Origin of the sequence: Vibrio sp. 10N.222.47.A9, assembly GCF_963872585.1 — a bacterium.
Taxonomy (GTDB): domain Bacteria; phylum Pseudomonadota; class Gammaproteobacteria; order Enterobacterales; family Vibrionaceae; genus Vibrio; species Vibrio splendidus.
Genome location: NZ_CAWNBB010000029.1, coordinates 57,995 through 75,263, shown reverse-complemented (window position 1 = coordinate 75,263; position 17,269 = coordinate 57,995). Strand labels below are relative to the sequence as shown.

At 44.4% G+C, this 17,269-nt stretch carries 16 protein-coding genes; 4 read left to right on the top strand and 12 right to left on the bottom strand.

All coding sequences use genetic code 11. The features are described 5' to 3' along the window. Positions 1–67 precede the first annotated feature (67 nt). The 8 genes from ribD to AACT19_RS07640 form a co-directional block, all read right to left on the bottom strand. The gene (gene ribD / locus AACT19_RS07675; protein WP_004734395.1) at positions 68–1,162 is read right to left on the bottom strand and encodes a bifunctional diaminohydroxyphosphoribosylaminopyrimidine deaminase/5-amino-6-(5-phosphoribosylamino)uracil reductase RibD; all 1,095 of its coding nucleotides are present in this window, start codon (positions 1,160–1,162) and stop codon (positions 68–70) included. A gap of 40 nt (positions 1,163–1,202) precedes the next feature. Beyond that, positions 1,203–1,652 (bottom strand): transcriptional regulator NrdR, encoded by a 450-nt coding sequence (gene nrdR, locus AACT19_RS07670; protein WP_004734394.1) that lies wholly within the window; start codon positions 1,650–1,652, stop codon positions 1,203–1,205. A 156-nt stretch (positions 1,653–1,808) separates the two neighbouring features. Further along, on the bottom strand, positions 1,809–3,059 hold the full coding sequence (locus AACT19_RS07665; RefSeq protein WP_004734393.1) for a glutamate-5-semialdehyde dehydrogenase: 1,251 nt from the start codon (positions 3,057–3,059) through the stop codon (positions 1,809–1,811). Positions 3,060–3,133: 74 nt separating this feature from the next. Beyond that, positions 3,134–4,318 carry a glutamate 5-kinase gene (gene proB / locus AACT19_RS07660; RefSeq protein ID WP_207551959.1) on the bottom strand — a complete coding sequence of 395 codons (1,185 nt, stop codon included), beginning with the start codon at positions 4,316–4,318 and terminating at the stop codon, positions 3,134–3,136. 76 nt (positions 4,319–4,394) lie between these two features. After that, entirely contained in the window at positions 4,395–4,784 is a 390-nt protein-coding gene (gene crl / locus AACT19_RS07655) for a sigma factor-binding protein Crl (protein WP_004734391.1), read from the bottom strand. Positions 4,785–4,927: 143 nt separating this feature from the next. Then, a complete protein-coding gene (gene frsA / locus AACT19_RS07650) occupies positions 4,928–6,181 on the bottom strand; it encodes an esterase FrsA (protein ID WP_029222300.1) in 1,254 nt (417 codons plus the stop codon). 89 nt (positions 6,182–6,270) lie between these two features. Further along, complete coding sequence (tet(34), locus tag AACT19_RS07645) at positions 6,271–6,735, bottom strand: oxytetracycline resistance phosphoribosyltransferase domain-containing protein Tet(34) (protein ID WP_009847475.1); 465 nt, start codon at positions 6,733–6,735, stop codon at positions 6,271–6,273. Between the two features lie 84 nt (positions 6,736–6,819). Then, positions 6,820–8,109, bottom strand: coding sequence for an NCS2 family permease (locus AACT19_RS07640; protein WP_017080057.1), 1,290 nt, complete (start codon positions 8,107–8,109; stop codon positions 6,820–6,822). A 1,064-nt stretch (positions 8,110–9,173) separates the two neighbouring features. Between AACT19_RS07640 and AACT19_RS07635 the strand changes: the two genes are divergently transcribed. Next, the gene (locus tag AACT19_RS07635) at positions 9,174–10,646 is read left to right on the top strand and encodes an aminoacyl-histidine dipeptidase (RefSeq protein ID WP_076645932.1); all 1,473 of its coding nucleotides are present in this window, start codon (positions 9,174–9,176) and stop codon (positions 10,644–10,646) included. 170 nt (positions 10,647–10,816) lie between these two features. Here AACT19_RS07635 and AACT19_RS07630 read toward each other — a convergent pair whose 3' ends face one another. Then, positions 10,817–11,356 carry a DUF3332 family protein gene (locus AACT19_RS07630; RefSeq protein ID WP_004734414.1) on the bottom strand — a complete coding sequence of 180 codons (540 nt, stop codon included), beginning with the start codon at positions 11,354–11,356 and terminating at the stop codon, positions 10,817–10,819. A 271-nt stretch (positions 11,357–11,627) separates the two neighbouring features. Between AACT19_RS07630 and AACT19_RS07625 the strand changes: the two genes are divergently transcribed. Continuing rightward, positions 11,628–12,674, top strand: a complete 1,047-nt coding sequence (locus AACT19_RS07625; RefSeq protein WP_076645931.1) for a succinylglutamate desuccinylase/aspartoacylase family protein — start codon at positions 11,628–11,630, stop codon at positions 12,672–12,674. A gap of 194 nt (positions 12,675–12,868) precedes the next feature. Here AACT19_RS07625 and AACT19_RS07620 read toward each other — a convergent pair whose 3' ends face one another. Further along, positions 12,869–13,186: a DUF3622 domain-containing protein gene (locus AACT19_RS07620; protein ID WP_004734416.1), complete on the bottom strand. Its 318-nt coding sequence runs from the start codon at positions 13,184–13,186 to the stop codon at positions 12,869–12,871. Positions 13,187–13,540: 354 nt separating this feature from the next. On the opposite strand from AACT19_RS07620, the gene AACT19_RS07615 reads away from it, so the two are divergent. After that, positions 13,541–14,551: an adenosine deaminase gene (locus AACT19_RS07615; RefSeq protein ID WP_017080055.1), complete on the top strand. Its 1,011-nt coding sequence runs from the start codon at positions 13,541–13,543 to the stop codon at positions 14,549–14,551. Between the two features lie 91 nt (positions 14,552–14,642). Here the strand turns inward: AACT19_RS07615 and AACT19_RS07610 are convergent, their stop codons facing one another. After that, positions 14,643–15,827: an NnrS family protein gene (locus tag AACT19_RS07610; RefSeq protein ID WP_017084194.1), complete on the bottom strand. Its 1,185-nt coding sequence runs from the start codon at positions 15,825–15,827 to the stop codon at positions 14,643–14,645. A 308-nt stretch (positions 15,828–16,135) separates the two neighbouring features. On the opposite strand from AACT19_RS07610, the gene AACT19_RS07605 reads away from it, so the two are divergent. Continuing rightward, positions 16,136–16,690: a gamma-glutamylcyclotransferase family protein gene (locus AACT19_RS07605; RefSeq protein ID WP_076645930.1), complete on the top strand. Its 555-nt coding sequence runs from the start codon at positions 16,136–16,138 to the stop codon at positions 16,688–16,690. 131 nt (positions 16,691–16,821) lie between these two features. On the opposite strand, the gene AACT19_RS07600 is transcribed toward AACT19_RS07605, so the two are convergent. Then, positions 16,822–17,154 (bottom strand): tRNA-binding protein, encoded by a 333-nt coding sequence (locus tag AACT19_RS07600; RefSeq protein ID WP_004734420.1) that lies wholly within the window; start codon positions 17,152–17,154, stop codon positions 16,822–16,824. Between the last annotated feature and the right edge of the window lie 115 nt (positions 17,155–17,269).

Here is a 17,269-nt window from a genome sequence, read left to right as displayed (position 1 = left end):
TGTCAACGACACGTATGTAGTTGGAGTAACTATTTCTACTGTGGTTTCGTCACGATTTATTTCGCGACTATTGGTTAGCCGCAATTGATTTCGCAATAATAGGCTTCGCGACAATGCGAATATCCACACCAACCTGTCGAACATCTTTGATTTCTAGGTCAATCACATCAGACATTGAAGTGAGCCCTAATGCGCCCATCAAACCTCGTCCGTCACTGCCCATTAGTTTAGGTGCTAAATAGAGGATTAGCTCATCCACTAACTGCGCTTCAATCAAGCTTTTTGCCAATGTTGCGCCCGCTTCGACCCAAATATGGTCGATATGATTTGCAGGTAATTGACGCATCAGATCGTGCAAATCGAGCTGACCTGCCTCTGTGGTTCCGACTTCAATATCAGCAGACGCTTCAGCGACTCTCAATACCGATGTTGGAGTTTGGAATAACTTGAGCTCAGGGCGCAGTTGATTTTGACGATCAAGAATCACGCGAATCGGCTGACGCAGCTCGTCTTCAGCGTAATGATCTTTGATACTGCTTGGCAACTCTGCCCAGCGAACATTCAGCGACGCGTTGTCGTCAATCACCGTCTGGCTAGTTGATAACACAGCGCCTGACTTTGCTCGGTAATTTTGAACATCACGACGCGCTTCTGGCGATGTGATCCACTGGCTTTGACCATTTTCCAATGCCGTTTGCCCATCAAGGCTAGCGGCCATCTTTAACTGAACGAATGGCATGCCCGTTTGCATACGCTTGATAAATGCAGGATTCAAGTCGAGAGCATCTTGCTCTAATAAACCGATTTCAACCTCAATGCCGGCGTCGCGTAGCATTTTGATACCACGACCTGCAACTTTTGGGTTTGGGTCCTGCATGGCACAAATCACTTTGGCTACTTGAGCCTTAATCAAACCTTCAGCACAAGGTGGCGTTCGACCATAGTGCGAGCAAGGTTCTAGCGTGACATAAGCGGTCGCACCTTTTGCCTTATCGCCAGCCATTCGCATGGCATGTACTTCAGCATGAGGTTCACCGGCTTTGGCGTGAAAACCTTCACCAACGATCTGACCGTCGGTTTGCACGATGACACAACCCACATTCGGGTTTGGCGCAGTGGTGTAAATGCCGCGTTTGGCTAACTGAATAGCACGCGACATCATTTGAAAATCTAGGGGAGTAAAATTAGACATGATTGAGGAATTAATCCTCTAATTTAGCGATTTCTTCGCCAAACTCTCGGATGTCTTCAAAGCTGCGGTAAACAGAGGCAAAACGAATGTACGCCACTTTATCCAATTCTTTCAATTGGCCCATCACAAGATTACCAATCATCTCGCTTGGTACTTCACGCTCACCAGTTGCACGGAGTTGTGACTTAATCGTACTGATCGCAAGTTCAATCGCATCAGCACTCACTGGGCGTTTTTCTAGGGCGCGCTGTACACCACCCACCATTTTATCTTCATTAAATGGTTCGCGGTTTCCATTCGACTTTATGACTTTCGGCATCACAAGTTCTGCCGATTCGAAAGTCGTAAAACGTTCACTACATGCAAGGCATTGACGGCGACGACGAACCTGATGGCCATCGGCTACCAGTCTTGAATCGATTACTTTAGTGTCGTTCTCTGAACAAAAAGGACAATGCATATCACCTCCAAATAATTGAATATCAGTGTAACGGAATTGCCAAACGTTAGGAAAGAAAAAGGGCCAATTAAGGCCCTTTTGTGTGGTGATTCATTGATTATTGCTACTCGATCGCCATTTCAAAAATGAGCTGAGGAGTAAAATTAACGACCAGCGTTAACCGCGAATCAAATAGTTCGCTTTACCCACCCATTTGTAGCTTGTCAGTTCTTCTAAGCCCATTGGGCCTCGAGCGTGCAGCTTCTGGGTTGATACTGCGACTTCAGCGCCTAAACCAAACTGTGCGCCATCAGTAAAACGTGTTGATGCATTCACATAAACCGCCGCAGAACCGACAGAGTTAATGAAACGCTCTGAGCTCTCTAGACTATTAGTCATGATCGCATCTGAGTGACTCGCGTTGTGTACGCGCATGTGGTCAATCGCCTCTGCCACATCCGCTACCACTTTCACTCCTAACGTGTAGCTTAGCCATTCAGTGTCAAAGTCACCTTCAACCGCATCACGTTGGTCTTCAAAACCTGCTAGCAGTGATTTTGCACTGGCGTCAGCAACCAAGGTTACCTTACCTGCTAAACGCTGTGTCAGCTTAGCAAGGAAAGCCTCAGCAACCGCTTCATGCACTAGCAGCGTATCCAATGAGTTACATGCAGATGGACGTTGAACTTTCGAGTTTTCAACCACATCAACAGACTTCTCAAGATCAGCGCTCTCATCAACAAAGATATGGCTGATACCGAAACCACCGATGATAACTGGAATAGTACTGTTCTCTTTACACATCTTGTGCAGGCCAGCACCGCCACGAGGAATAATCATATCCACGTAGTCATCCAGTTTAAGCAGTTGAGATACGAGTTCACGATCAGGTTTTTCAATGTACTGAACTGAAGCGGCAGGAAGCTCAGCTTTCTCTAATGCAGACTGGATAACTTTAACCAGTTCCATGTTCGAGAAGAACGTCTCTTTACCACCACGTAGAATACTTGCGTTACCTGTCTTCAAACACAGTGCTGCAATATCGATAGTTACGTTTGGACGCGCTTCATAGATAACACCAACCACACCAAGTGGCACACGGCGGCGAGACAGTGACATACCGTTTTCCAGTACCTTACTGTCCATTTCGCTGCCCACAGGGTCGTTCAGGCTAATCACGTTACGAACATCGTTAGCGATACCGGTTAAGCGCTCTTCGTTGAGCAACAGACGATCTAATAGTGCATCAGTCAGACCAGCAGCACGGCCAAGTTCGATATCTTTCGCGTTCGCTTCTAGAATCGTTGCAGCGTTTGCTTGTAACTCATCAGCAATGATCGCCAATGCTTTATTCTTTTGCGCCGTAGATGCGGTCGCTAGGTGGAAAGCAGCGTCTTTTGCTGCAATACCCATGTTAGTTAAATCCACGTTTAACTCTCCCTAAATTCTGTCTGTCTTTGGATGTAAAAAGGCGATTCGCCTTATCATCACGAGATCACGAACTACTCTTGAATCACAACCAGGTCGTCACGGTGAATGACTTCTGACCCATAATCGTATCCAAGAATGTCGCCAATATCTTTACTGTGCTTGCCTGCAATTTTTGCTAGGTCTTGGCTTGAATAACTGGAGATACCACGCGCAATTACTTTGCCTTTACTGTCTGTGACTTGGGTGACTTCACCACGAGAGAATTCGCCTTTAACTCGAACAACCCCTTTCGCCAACAAGCTACTGCCTTTAGTGTTAACTGCGTTCACCGCTCCATCGTCGACGACGATGTCACCAGCAGAAGCTGGGCCCGCTAGAATCCAACGTTTACGGTTTTCAAGCGCTTCAGCTAAAGGCAAGAAACGTGTGCCTTGTGGGTTGTCACTCAATGAATCAAACACCACATTTTCAGCACTGCCCGCAGCAATAATCACTTCAATACCCGCACGACGAGCAATATCAGCTGCCTGCAGTTTTGTCGCCATGCCGCCAGTACCTAACGTAGTACCACTTCCACCTGCGATCTTACGCAGTGTGTCATCAATAGTTTTCACTTCTTTGATGAGCTCAGCATTTGGGTCTTTACGAGGGTCTGCGGTAAACAGGCCTTTTTGGTCAGTGAGTAACAAAAGCTTATCAGCGCCACATAAAATACCAACCAGTGCCGACAAGTTATCGTTGTCGCCCACTTTAATTTCATTAGTGGCTACTGCGTCGTTTTCGTTTACTACCGGAATAAGATCGTGCTCAACGAGCGCGTTGATCGTGTCACGTGCATTCAGAAAACGCTCGCGATCATCGAGATCAGCACGAGTCAGTAGCATCTGGCCAATTTTAAGGCCATAGATAGCAAACAAAGACTCCCAAACTTGAATCAACTGACTTTGCCCAACTGCCGCAAGCAATTGTTTGCTCGCCATTGAGTTGGGAAGTGCGGGGTAACCAAGGTGCTCACGTCCGGCCGCAATTGCGCCAGACGAAACCATAACCACAGAGTGACCTTGTTTTTTTAATTCAGCACATTGACGAACCAGCTCAACCATGTGAGCGCGGTCTAATGCCAATGTTCCACCAGTTAAGACACTGGTACCCAGTTTAACAACGACAGTTTTACGCTGTGTTGTTGTCCCGCTTTGATGATTTGTTGTCATGAAGTCTTTTATGAATAAAACAAATAAGAGGTGATGTTTTAGCAATCAACAGGGGAATTCACAAGCAGAAAAGGTGCGAAATCGCACCTTTTTGCTTTATAGAGAAGAGCAACCTTCAAAATCAGACGAATTCGACAGACTCTTCGTCTAACTGAACGCCGATTTCAAATTTCTTTTGAAGTTCGTCAACCAGCTTTTGGTGAAAGGCTTCTTGAGTTCGAGACACCTCAGCGACCGCCTTTTTAGGTAATGGCAAAGGATCCCAGTTACCATCAATGTTGTATTTACCCGTGTTGTACTTCGCCGAGAATCCTTCTTCCGACTTATCCAACTCTAACCACCAGCCCCAGAACTCACGCTCTTCTGGTGACTTTTTATCGTTCACACACACAGACAAGCAATCAAAAATGTAATGACCATCTTCTGATTGCGGCTCCCTCAAGTAAGGCCCAATAGCCTTTAAAACGTTTAACAAGCGATAATGCGTAGGTTGTTGTGTCACTTCTGACATATTGAATCTCCATTTCAATGTTAAGAATGACGTTACTCAGACTGCAATACGTAGAAAGCACGCAGTTGGATTTTATAAATTTTTTCTGAGTATCAGGTACTTACTTTGTACACTTTTCATGCTTAACTAATTTCGGAGAAATGTCATCTAAATAATTCATCCTCAAGCCACTTTATCGCTAATTCGAGGGATTGCTCATACCCCTGTGTAATTGATTTGGTTTTGATTTTCTTCGCTTTGCCGTAATCACTGTAAATAGCAACCAGTTGATTATCCAGATGCGGTGAAACAGGGTCACCTTCCAAAGCCAATGCCAAAATAGGAACACTGGTTTTACTGTTAGCCAGCAAGCCTTGCACCTTCAATGACCAAGCCATCAGTTGTCCAGAAAGGCTATTGATATCCACCGCCCCTTTACCAAGACGCGAAGCCAATACATCCAAGTGCATCTTAGGCATCTGCTTTAGTTTGTCGGCATGAACAAAGATATCGTGGATCGGAGCCCCTAAAGAGATACAGGCTTTGAGTTTATGTTGCTCAAGGAAGGACAACCTCACCATCGCGTTACCACCGAATCGGAACCCAAACAGACCGACTTTATGATGGTCCACCCATGGAATGTTAGGCAGTTCATTCAACACGGCTTGATGCAGGCAAGAAGAGTCTTCGGTTAGTGGCCAGTGCGAACTGTGCCCTATCGACGGCATATCAATCGTTAGCATCGCAATATTTTTCGGTGCTAGGTAATCTCTAAACAAACGCCACATGTCAGTTTGCAGGCTATCTAAACCTGCACTCACGATCACGACAGGTTGTGGTTTGTCTGTTTTGGTTAGATGTAAGTTCGCCTTAATCTTTTTGTTTTGATACGGCACTTCGATTTGTTTGACGATCAATTTAGTGTGTTTGATCGCTTCAGAATACGCCGCATTCGCTAATACCTGTGCCTGAGCAGCAAGGTTATCGTTCTTTAGATGTGGGTAGCCCGCAATGCTGAAACACAGCGATGCTGAAAACAACTCTTCAGCCATCTCTTCGCCGCTCTTTTCATTCGAGCGATTTTGGTGCTGCATGCCCAGCTTGGTCCACTCGTATGCCCAGTTACCGCTGCGGTAGCCCATCACGGTATCTAACCACTCATCAGTGGTACGAGAATTATCGGATGACGCGATGCGTGCCAATACCGCTTCTTGCTCTATCGGGTTAACGCCTTGCCATACCCACTGAAGACGTCTTAGGTTTCGATACCAAGATGAGTTCTGCTCTTCACGCTTTTTATCCAGCAGTTCTTCAGAACTTGGCATGTAGCGAGTAAGCATTGAGGTCTCTTTGGCCTGCTTGTGCTTTACAAACAAGGTTTCCGAAAGGTTCGAGCTCGTTTCTTCTGATTCAGACATTGGGATACTTAATAAGAAATGGTTGTTACTAATCATATAAAAAAAAATGACCCTATAAAGGGTCATTTCTCAAAAAACTAAGTTTACACTTATTTTGACTTGCGATTTACCGGCTCAACGTAGCTTAGGCTAGTATCCCAAGGTTGCTCAATCCATGTGTCTTGAGCAATATCCACGATGTACTCGTCTAGTAAATCAGCACCAGATGGCTTAGCACATACAGCGATCAATTTCGCTTTAGGGTACATTTCGCGAAGCTTACGTGCAGTATCACCACTATCAACAAGATCTTCAACGATTAGGAAGCCTTCGCCGTCACCTTCAGGTGCTTTAACGACTGTCATATCACGTTGGTGATCGTGGTCGTAGCTAGAAATACAAATCGTATCTACGTGACGAATACCCAGTTCGCGAGCCAAGATTGCACCAGGAACCAAACCACCACGGCTTACTGCCCAGATTCCTTTCCACTGCTCTGCTGGCATTTGCTTTTCAGCAAGTTGACGGCAGTAAGTCTGCATGTTGTCCCAAGTGATAACGAATTTGTTGCTCATAGTATAAAACCTAATAATTTTGTCATGTTATTAGAGGCTATGCCTTACATAGCCTCTTCAGCGATTAAGCAGAAATCTAGACGGTTAAGCGAAAATGTATTTAAGAATAAAGATAACCGACATTACCCACACAGCAGGTGAAACGTCGCGACCTTTACCACTTAGCAGCTTAATTGCAGCGTAAGCGATGAAACCTAGTGAGATACCCTCAGCGATAGAGTACGTCAGAGGCATAAGCAGACATGTTACCACGACTGGTGCGGCTTCCGTAAGATCACGCCAATCAATGCCAACTAGGCCAGACATCATCAGAATTGCTACATAGAAAAGTGCACCTGATGTTGCGTAAGCCGGAATCATACCTGCAAGTGGCGAGAAGAAAAGAGCCAGTAGGAATAAGATACCAACAACAACCGCAGTTAGACCGGTACGACCGCCTTCAGCAACACCCGCAACACTCTCAACATAAGAAGTTGTGTTTGATGTACCTAGCAATGCACCAATAGATGTTGCGGTAGAATCAGCAAGCAGTGCTTTGTTCAAGCGCGGTAGTTTACCGTCTTCTTTGATTAGGTTTGCTTTCGTTGCAACACCAACCAAGGTACCCGCGGTATCGAACAAATCGACGAACAAGAATGCGAATACAACTGAAATCATACCGATTTCAAATACAGCAGAGAAATCTAGCTGCATGAATGTAGGAGCAAGGCTTGGTGGTGTCGACATGATGCCGCCGTATTGAACGTCACCGATCGCAATACCAATCGCTGTGATAGCGAGAATCGCGATCATTACTGCGCCTTTCACACCACGGTGTACAAGAGCAATAGTAATGAAGAAACCAAGCGCACCTAACATTGGCGCAATCGCAGTGATATCGCCCAGTGAAACTTTAGTCGCTGGATTAGAAACAACGATGCCTGCATTGCTAAGCGCGATAAATGCTAGGAAAAGACCGATACCCGCAGAGATACCAACACGCAGAGACATAGGGATCGAGTTGATAATCCATTCACGGATCTTAAAGATACTTAAGAAGATGAAGATTACGCCTGATACGAAAACCGCTGCCAGAGCAACTTGCCACGTATAACCCATACCCATTACAACAGCGTAGGTAAAGAATGCGTTCAAACCCATGCCTGGAGCTTGAGCAATTGGGTAGTTAGCAACAAAGCCCATGATGAAACAGCCAATTGCAGCCGCTAAACAGGTTGCTACAAATACAGCGCCATGGTCCATACCAGCATCAGCTAGAATCATTGGGTTTACAAAAATTATGTAAGCCATTGTTAGGAAGGTGGTTAGACCTGCGATGATTTCAGTGCGCACATTGGTGCCATTTTCACTGAGTTTGAATAGCTTTTCGAACATTATCGAATCCTATAAGGGTAAAAAGTAAACGGTTGCGTAAACGATTGGCTGTGGATTATAAAGTTATCAAATAACAAATTCCAGATAGAATTAAGGCTCTAATCGATATTTATCAGAATGCCGTATGAAACAAAGCGATTAAAAATGAAGAACAACAAGAAAAATAACCATTAAAAACAATAAATTAAGGACAATAATTGCGATGAGGTTACTTGGTTATTTTTTCAACCATCGGTTATTTCCATTGAGAATGTAGCCATCATATTCTCAATTTAAACCCACAAGAGTTGTGTATTTTTCAACAGGATCAGTAATAAGACGCAAATTGATATTTTGGCGTTTAAAAAACAACCACTCAGAACAGCAAAGAAAGTGACAAGCGAAAGCGGTTTGGAAAAGTAGCAGGCAAAAAAAACGCCACTCAAAACTGAGTGGCGGTAGAATCTGTCAACCAAAAGGGCTGTAAAAGAATTCCAATATATAGGGGTGAACAAAACTGTTCGAGTTACATGCTTACGGTATTAGTAACCAAAGCTTGTAGGGTATGCAAAGTTGCTAGTGTAAACAGAGCTGTTAATCCAGAACATTGCAGATGGTAAACCTTTCATAACTATCACCTTAATAAATCAATAAAAAACGAATTTGATTTCTCGGTTCCTTGGAGGCGATAAAACGGACTCATCCTTTGAGCATTTACTCTTCATCTCAGAAGTTGGTTATTAATATACCCCAAAGAAAAAAGATTACAAGTATTTTTTGCTATGCGTCACACTTTTGGCCAATTATGGTTATTTTGAAAACTTATTTCTGTAATTAAATTACAGAATGGAATTAAACAAACGTTTGCCTGCGCCATTTATAAGCATCAAGTCTCTTAATTATGATCAGGTGGACAAGATCGCTTTCAAAATTTGAGGTATTTGAGGTTTATAACCGCTACTCGTCAAAACGCTCAAGTGGTATGCTGTTGCCATCAAAACAGACCCATATTTTAGATTTTTATTCTAAGTTTTTACCTATAGAAATCCTAAATATATGGTTATCAAATAAAAAAGGAGTCATCCGTGTCTGAATTCCATTCTGAGATCAGTAAATTGTCCCCTGCCCCTATTTGGCAGTTTTTCGATAAAATTTGTTCAATCCCGCACCCTTCGAAACATGAAGAGGAGCTTGCTCAATACATTATTGCGTGGGCAACAGAGCAAGGCCTAGATGTACGTCGCGACCCAACGGGCAACGTATTCATCAAAAAGCCAGCAACGCCGGGTATGGAAAACAAAAAAGGTGTCGTGCTACAAGCTCACATCGATATGGTTCCACAAAAGAACGAAGACACTGATCACGACTTTGCAAAAGATCCAATCCAGCCATACATCGATGGCGAATGGGTTACAGCAAAAGGCACAACGCTTGGTGCTGATAACGGCATGGGCATGGCTTCTTGCTTAGCCGTTCTTGCTTCAAACGAAATCCAACATGGCCCTATCGAACTTCTACTCACTGTAGATGAAGAAGCAGGCATGACTGGCGCGTTCGGTCTTGAAGCGGGTTGGTTAGAAGGCGATATCCTTCTTAATACTGACTCAGAGCAAGAAGGCGAAGTGTACATGGGTTGTGCGGGCGGTATCGACGGCGCAATGACATTTGAAATTGCACGTAATGCGATTCCAGCTGACTTCGTAACACGCAAGCTAACGCTAAAAGGCCTAAAAGGCGGTCACTCTGGTTGTGACATCCACACCGGTCGTGCAAACGCAAACAAACTGATTGCTCGCTTCCTAGCGGGTCACGCAAAAGAGCTAGACCTTCGCATCGTAGAATTCAAAGGTGGTAGCCTTCGTAATGCGATCCCTCGTGAAGGCTTCGTAACGGTTGCGGTTCCTGCTGCAAACCAAGAGAAATTAGCTTCGCTATACAACTACTACACTGAGCTGCTTTCAACAGAGCTAGGCAAAGTAGAAGACAGCATCGTGACTTTCAATGAAGAAGCTTCTGTAGCAATGGGCGCACTAGCGTCAGCAGACCAAGCTCGCTTTATCGCGGCACTTAACGCATGTCCAAACGGCGTGATTCGTATGAGTGACGAGATTGAAGGTGTTGTTGAAACGTCTCTAAACGTAGGTGTTATCACAACGGAAGAAGATTCAATCACAGTACTTTGCTTGATCCGTTCTCTTATCGACTCTGGCCGTAGCCAAGTAGAAAGTATGCTTCACTCTATTGCTGAACTAGCAGGCGCTAACATCGCGTTCTCTGGTGCTTACCCAGGTTGGAAACCAGACGCAGATTCAGAGATCATGCATATCTTCCGCGACATGTACGAAGGCATCTACGGTCACAAGCCAAACATCATGGTTATCCATGCTGGCCTTGAGTGTGGTCTGTTCAAAGAACCTTACCCGAACATGGATATGGTTTCTTTCGGCCCAACGATCAAGTTCCCACACTCTCCTGATGAGAAAGTGAAGATCGACACAGTTGAGCTGTTCTGGAACCAAATGGTTGCATTACTTGCTTCGATCCCAGAAAAAGCATAAATCGATTCGCTAGTGTTTTTCAGTAAATGGTGTTTCCAATAAATGGGCTCTTCAATAAATAGCACTTTTCAGTAAACACCGTTTATTAAGAACAAAATAAAACAGGTACTCAATGAGTACCTGTTTTTGTATCTAATCTTTGTCACTGCTACTTGTGACTAAATAAATAATTAAGCGCGTGAAGCCGCGTAGCTTTCTAGCTCATCAATTGAAGTTTGTGCCACTACTTCGCCGTCGATGAAGTACGTCACCATCTCGCCTTCACGAACACCGATTAACGTCGCACGCTCACCAGACTGGTAAGTGATGTCCATTTGGATAGTGTTTTCGTCGATCTGCTGCATTTGACCTTTCTCAATCATATCGGCACTCGTGATCGGGCCTACTGGCGCTTCAGTCAGTGACTTATCAAGCTGATCGTTGATATCAAGGTAAGTATCAGTCTTAGTATCAAAGATGTGCGGAGCACCTGTTAGTGGGTTGCTACCCGTCCAGAACTCTAGTGAGTTGAATACTAAGTAATCGGCAGCAACCGTTAGACCATACGCAGGTGCAAGTAGTATGTTCAAACCACCACGAGCGTAACGGTTATCAACAGCCTTCACGTTAAACTTCATTAGATAACCGGTTACTGCATTACTACCCACACAGCCAGATAGAGCAACAGATACCACTGCTAGTGCTACAACTTTTGAAATTGTTTTTTTCATTTTGATCTCGATATTTGAATTTGGCCGCCAAAAAATGGCGATGGATAATACCAACCAACCGAACAATAAATATCAGCGTTAAATCAATGTATTGTCAGGAAATTCACAATTATAAACCCCTTCTAACTAGCCAAATCAAAAACAGAAACCAATTAAGAAACGCCTCCATAAAAAAGTTTTGTCGTCACCGTAAAGCGATTGATTCGTACTAAAAATCAACGATTGATACATTCCGTGTTAACGAATTATCACCATGTTGAGAACAACCTAAATGGCAAGACTAAAACCTAATCAACCATTCGAATTACTTGGTTATACTGTTCAGCCAGGACAGAGAATGGAGATTGAACTGCAAGCGGCTCAGCTTTACACGCATTCTCCACTTTCAATCCCGATTGAAATTATTCATGGTCGCCAAGCGGGCCCAACACTGATGGTAAACGCGGCGATCCACGGAGATGAACTAAACGGTGTTGAGATTGCACGACAGCTGACCAATGCGATTGATCCAAAAAAACTGAAAGGAACACTACTTGTTGTGCCTATCGTTAACGTATTTGGTTTTATCCATAAGTCTCGTTACCTACCAGACCGTCGTGACCTGAACCGTTGCTTCCCAGGAAGTGAAAAAGGATCACTGACATCACGCATCGCTCACACCTTCTTTGAGAACGTAGCGAAGCACTGTAATTACATTCTGGATCTTCACACAGGTGCGATTCACCGTACTAACTTGCCACAGATCCGTGCAAACCTGTCGAACCCTGAAACACTGCGCATCGCAAAAGCGTTCGCAACACCCGTGATCATAGATTCTCCACTGCGTGATGGTTCATTGCGCAGCGAAGCGGAAAAACTGGGTATTCCTGTATTAACTTACGAAGGTGGTGAAGCGCTGCGTTTTGATCACCTAGCGATTCGTGCGGGTTACCTTGGCGTGCATCAAGTGATGAAAGAAATCGGCATGCTCCGCCCTAACCGTAAGAAGTTACCAGAGCCAGTATTGAGTAAATCGACCAGTTGGATCCGCGCTGAATCAGACGGCATTTTGCGTAATATGGTAAGGCTTGGCGAACAAGTTGAAGCAGGACAAACACTGGCTTACATCAGTTCTCCATTGGGTCACCAAGAAGGCCAAGTAATCACCACTAAAGGCGGTATCGTGATTGGTCAACAAACTCTACCGTTGGTAAACGAAGGTGACGCAGTATTCCACATTGCTTACTTCAAGCAAGATGATGATGAAGTGGGACAGTCTGTAGAGAGTTACATTGAAGAAGTCGCGGAAGACGATTGGCTGACAGCGCTAAACAACTAAGGACCGAATTCGGGTAATTAGTGAATCAGATACGTAGCCACCAGCCATGAGTGGTTACGTGATCCAGACCAATACGCCACAAATGAAAAAGCCCCGATAAACTTTTAACTAGAAAGAGAAAAGCTATATCGGGGCTTTTTTTACTTGTCCCTTATCTTAAAATTAAGGGACCTGTAAATTAATTGTGCACTGGATTACTCAGCGTCTTCTTGCTCTTCTTCACGAGCTTTTGCGCGTGCTTCACGTGCTTGCTCAGCTTTAAGCTCTTTAGTGTGACGTAGTTCGTCACGCTCTTTACGCTGCTCTGATTTACGCTCGTTACGTTCAGCTTGGTTTGAGATGAAAGATGCTAGCTCTTTCTCTGCCCACTCTTGTGCTAGAGCTTCAGTTTCGAAACCAGACTCACGCTTAGATACTGTTGTGCTGCGAGACGTTACTTGACGAGTAATCTCTGCACACCAACCGTTGCGTTTTTCTGTAAGGCGGATATCAAATTTTTTGTTCTTAGACATGTTCTATTTTTTCCTAAGGGAGATCATTAAGGGATCGGTCACTTTGATAACTCCATCTAAGTGAGCATCTTTTAACACCATCCCTTGGTAAGCGCGGTATTAGAGCACAAATCAATGAATATTGCTGCAAATATTTGCAGCGGATCACACTCCCATGCTGCAAATCGTTTGCGCCGGATTTCAATGGGTTCGTAACTCTCGATTCATCATCAACTTCTGTGCAATTTTATCGACAACAATGAAATGAACTATGCTCAAACAGAGATAAATGAAAGAGATAACCTGCAGGCTCAGGTTTACAGACTCTACTGTCTCGCCTACTCCGCCCATAATTAAAATAGCTAAGGAATTGCTATGGATAGCTTCATCAAACATTTACCCAAGGTTGAGCTGCATTTACATATTGAAGGCACGCTAGAACCTGAGCTGATGTTCCAACTGGCCAAGCGCAATAACGTGTCGATTCCCTTTGATAACCCAGACCAAGTAAGAGACGCGTACCAATTCCACAATCTTCAGTCTTTTCTCGATATCTATTATCAAGGCGCAAACGTACTGATTCATGAACAGGATTTCTATGACCTGACTTGGGCTTATCTACTCAAGTGCCAACAAGATAATGTGGTTCATACTGAGATCTTTTTTGACCCTCAAACCCACACCGAACGTGGCATTGCCTTTGAAGTCATCATTGGTGGGATTACTCAAGCTTTGAATCAAGCCGAGCAAGAACTAGGGATCAGCAGCCAGCTGATCATGTGTTTTCTGCGCCATCTTGATGAAGACAGCGCTTTTGAAACACTCAAACAAGCCCTTCCCTATAAAGATAAGATCATTGCCGTCGGGCTGGATTCGTCGGAAGAAGGAAACCCGCCGGAGAAGTTTAAGCATGTGTTCCAAGAGGCGATCAACCAAGGCTTTCTGACCGTCGCGCACGCCGGAGAGGAAGGCCCTGCGCAAAATATTAGTGACGCGCTGAGCTTGTTAGGCATCACCCGTATTGATCATGGCGTTCGCTGTGTTGAAGATGAAGACTTGATGGAACAGCTAATCGCTAAACGCACACCGCTAACCGTGTGCCCGCTATCGAATACCAAACTAAAGGTCTTCAACACCATGCAAGAACACAATATCGTCGAGTTGCTGAGAAAAGGGTTATGCGTCACCATCAATTCCGATGATCCGGCTTACTTCGGCGGCTATATGAATGATAACTTCCTCGCCGTCGCCAATGCTCATCCACTGACCAAAAACGAATTAGCGCAATTCAGTATTAATGCTGTCGAAGCGAGTTTCATCTCGCCTCACGCCAAAGAAGATCTCATTGCACAAGTGCGCCAATATCTTGCCGAAAATACTCACTAAGAGAATGGACCTTTAAGAATGGAGCTTTGCTGCGATCAAAAAAGGGAAGCTCAGTGCTTCCCTTTCAAAATGGGTTCGAAAATCAATAGGCTTAGCCTGGGTGACCATCCACTCTTGGCGTTAGAAGCATCATGCCGAACTTCCAGATAAACAACCCGAATGCTAACGTCCATAAACCCGCGCTGATGTTCACCATCTCAAATAAATACGCAGGGAAGAAAGTCACACCTACGCTGCGAACCAAAGCCGCGACAAAAATAGCCGAGAACGCTAACGCCATACTTGGCCCTTTATAGATAGCACGACCCGTGTGCCCCATTGTCACGCGCGTAATCATCGCAAGAATTAACCCACTCAAACCGCCAATCGCAAACAAATGCAGCATGTTGTGGCTCGCGAACGGGTTGTCTAATAAACCTCGTAGCAGCAAGCTTAAAGGGATGCATAGGTAAGCCGCATGCAGCGACCACACCAAGGGTTCAGATAACGTAGTCCAAGGCTTCCAGCGGATAAAGCGCACCAACTGAGTCACACCTGCAAATACCATCAACTCATTGCCGACTTGAGCAAAGGTCAATGGGAAGAAGCTCAATACAAATAAGCCAACCAAAGGTAGATTCGCTAACCATTCCAACCAAACCAGTGGTTGTGCTTTTTCAAAATCGAAGCGACGTGCGGTGAAGAACGGAATAACTCGCCCACCCATCACTGATAGCAGCAAGGTAAACCACCATAACATTGCGTGCCATACTGCAGACGATGGGAATGGAGGCATACCTTTAACGGTCGCGTAACTAGCAAAGTTCGCCACGATAGCCAATATAAACAGCGGCACAAAGAATAGATTCTTCCAGCCTTTCGATTTAACAACTCGGAAACCAATTTCGTAAGCGGCGAAGATTAAGAACAACGCCTCAACCGATGAGATCAGCCATAACGGTGCGGGGGTCCAAAACAGAATACGAGGTGCTAACCACAAACCAACCAATACGGCTAATCGATAGTGTTTGGTTCCATTGACACCCGTCCATGTTTGCACCGCAGTTAACACAAAACCGACCACAATCGCCATGGCAAAGCCAAACAGCATTTCATGTACGTGCCACCAAAGCGCCGGTACTTTTAGCATTTCTGGCTGACCGTTTTGGAACATGATGACCCAAGCCACAATCGCGATCACAGCATAGAGACTGCCTAAAAAGAAGAAAGGTCTAAAACCTAATCGAAGATATGCAGGAATCGCATCTTCTACACTTTTATCTGTGATATTTAACAAACTCGTTCCTCATTTCAGATAACAAGCCAAGAGTGGCTTCTGGGAATTGCTATTTCATAGTCAAATTCATGATGCAGTAATCATCACTGCAATATTGCCTAACGTAATGCATGAAACGCGCCAAAGGTATAAAGCCAATAAAAACAAGTAATAAGGAGTCTTTAGGCTTCAAAAAAGTGTCAATAAAACACACCCCATAAAAGTCATTTAGACTCATGAGTGTGTAAAATAAAAAACTGCTGACATTTGATGAAGCCAAACATATAGTAAGACTAGTCTCAAATACAAAAGAACAGACAGGGAACGCGATGTATATTTTTGGTTATGGTAGCTTGATCAACTCCTCTTCTCGTCAACTCACAGGTCAAACAGGACAAGCGATTCCTGCGATAGTGCATGGCCTAGTTCGTCACTGGAGTAAGATCGATGACAGCTATGTTTTGTCACCTTTGATCGTGAATCTCGGTGAGGGACAAGTAAATGGAGTTTTGCTTGAGGTGGATGATATTGCGCTGACTGAGTTTGATCGCCGTGAGCGTGGTTATCACCGAATCGAATTAAAGGCCTCTCAGATAGAAAGCCAAAATGAGTTTAAACAGGATCAATCGATCTGGGTTTACATCAAAGACGAGATTCAAGCACCTTGCGAAAACAGCCCTATCGTTCAAACCTATGTCGATACGGTATTAGCAGGATGTTTAGAAGTGTCTGAAAGCTTTGCGGCGCACTTTGTTCAACACACACAAGGTTGGCATCACCCATTAGAAAATGATCGCCACCAGCCTAAATACGGCAATCTTGCTGGGGTTTCAGATCACCACCACAGTGTGATTGATGACTTGATACTGACTGTTCGAAGCTAGTTGATGTACGTTATTAATGGATATACGTTGCTAATGGATGTGCACAGTTAATTAATCTACATCGTTAATTAATCTACATCGCCAGTTAATCTAGGTTGGTGAGCTCGATCGTTCACCAACCTAAAGCGATCTTAAACGACACGAATACCTGCAGGCATCGCACGTTCCGGGGTCAGCAATACACTTTCAGATTCATCTTCCGTTTCGGCACATAACAACATGCACTCAGAAGTGTGGCCTCTCATCTTCGCCTTCGCTAGATTACACAAAACAACAACCTGCTTACCCATCAACTCTTCTTCGGTGTAGTAAGGCACTAGGCTGGTCACCGTTTGTAGCGTCTTCTCGCCGATATCCACTTGCACGATGTAAAGCTTGTCTGCGTTTTCATGGCGCACAACCTCAATGATCTTACCGACACGCATTTCTAACTTAGCAAAGTCACCATAAGAGACAGTATCCATTTCTCACTTCCTATATTGATTTATTTTCACTCATTAAATCATTTACTAAAATTAAGTAAAATGTAAATGTTTACACTAGCATTAAGCCTAATAATTACAAGCGGTAAAGATCTCA

What these genes read in the sequence shown, in the direction of transcription:
- ribD (WP_004734395.1), bottom strand. Translation starts at nt 1,162, where the DNA reads ATGATGTCGCGTGCTATTCAGTTAGCCAAACGCGGCATTTACACCACT.
- nrdR (WP_004734394.1), bottom strand. Translation starts at nt 1,652, where the DNA reads ATGCATTGTCCTTTTTGTTCAGAGAACGACACTAAAGTAATCGATTCA.
- crl (WP_004734391.1), bottom strand. Translation starts at nt 4,784, where the DNA reads ATGTCAGAAGTGACACAACAACCTACGCATTATCGCTTGTTAAACGTT.
- frsA (WP_029222300.1), bottom strand. Translation starts at nt 6,181, where the DNA reads ATGTCTGAATCAGAAGAAACGAGCTCGAACCTTTCGGAAACCTTGTTT.
- AACT19_RS07640 (WP_017080057.1), bottom strand. Translation starts at nt 8,109, where the DNA reads ATGTTCGAAAAGCTATTCAAACTCAGTGAAAATGGCACCAATGTGCGC.
- AACT19_RS07630 (WP_004734414.1), bottom strand. Translation starts at nt 11,356, where the DNA reads ATGAAAAAAACAATTTCAAAAGTTGTAGCACTAGCAGTGGTATCTGTT.
- AACT19_RS07625 (WP_076645931.1), top strand. Translation starts at nt 11,628, where the DNA reads ATGGCAAGACTAAAACCTAATCAACCATTCGAATTACTTGGTTATACT.
- AACT19_RS07620 (WP_004734416.1), bottom strand. Translation starts at nt 13,186, where the DNA reads ATGTCTAAGAACAAAAAATTTGATATCCGCCTTACAGAAAAACGCAAC.
- AACT19_RS07615 (WP_017080055.1), top strand. Translation starts at nt 13,541, where the DNA reads ATGGATAGCTTCATCAAACATTTACCCAAGGTTGAGCTGCATTTACAT.
- AACT19_RS07605 (WP_076645930.1), top strand. Translation starts at nt 16,136, where the DNA reads ATGTATATTTTTGGTTATGGTAGCTTGATCAACTCCTCTTCTCGTCAA.
- AACT19_RS07600 (WP_004734420.1), bottom strand. Translation starts at nt 17,154, where the DNA reads ATGGATACTGTCTCTTATGGTGACTTTGCTAAGTTAGAAATGCGTGTC.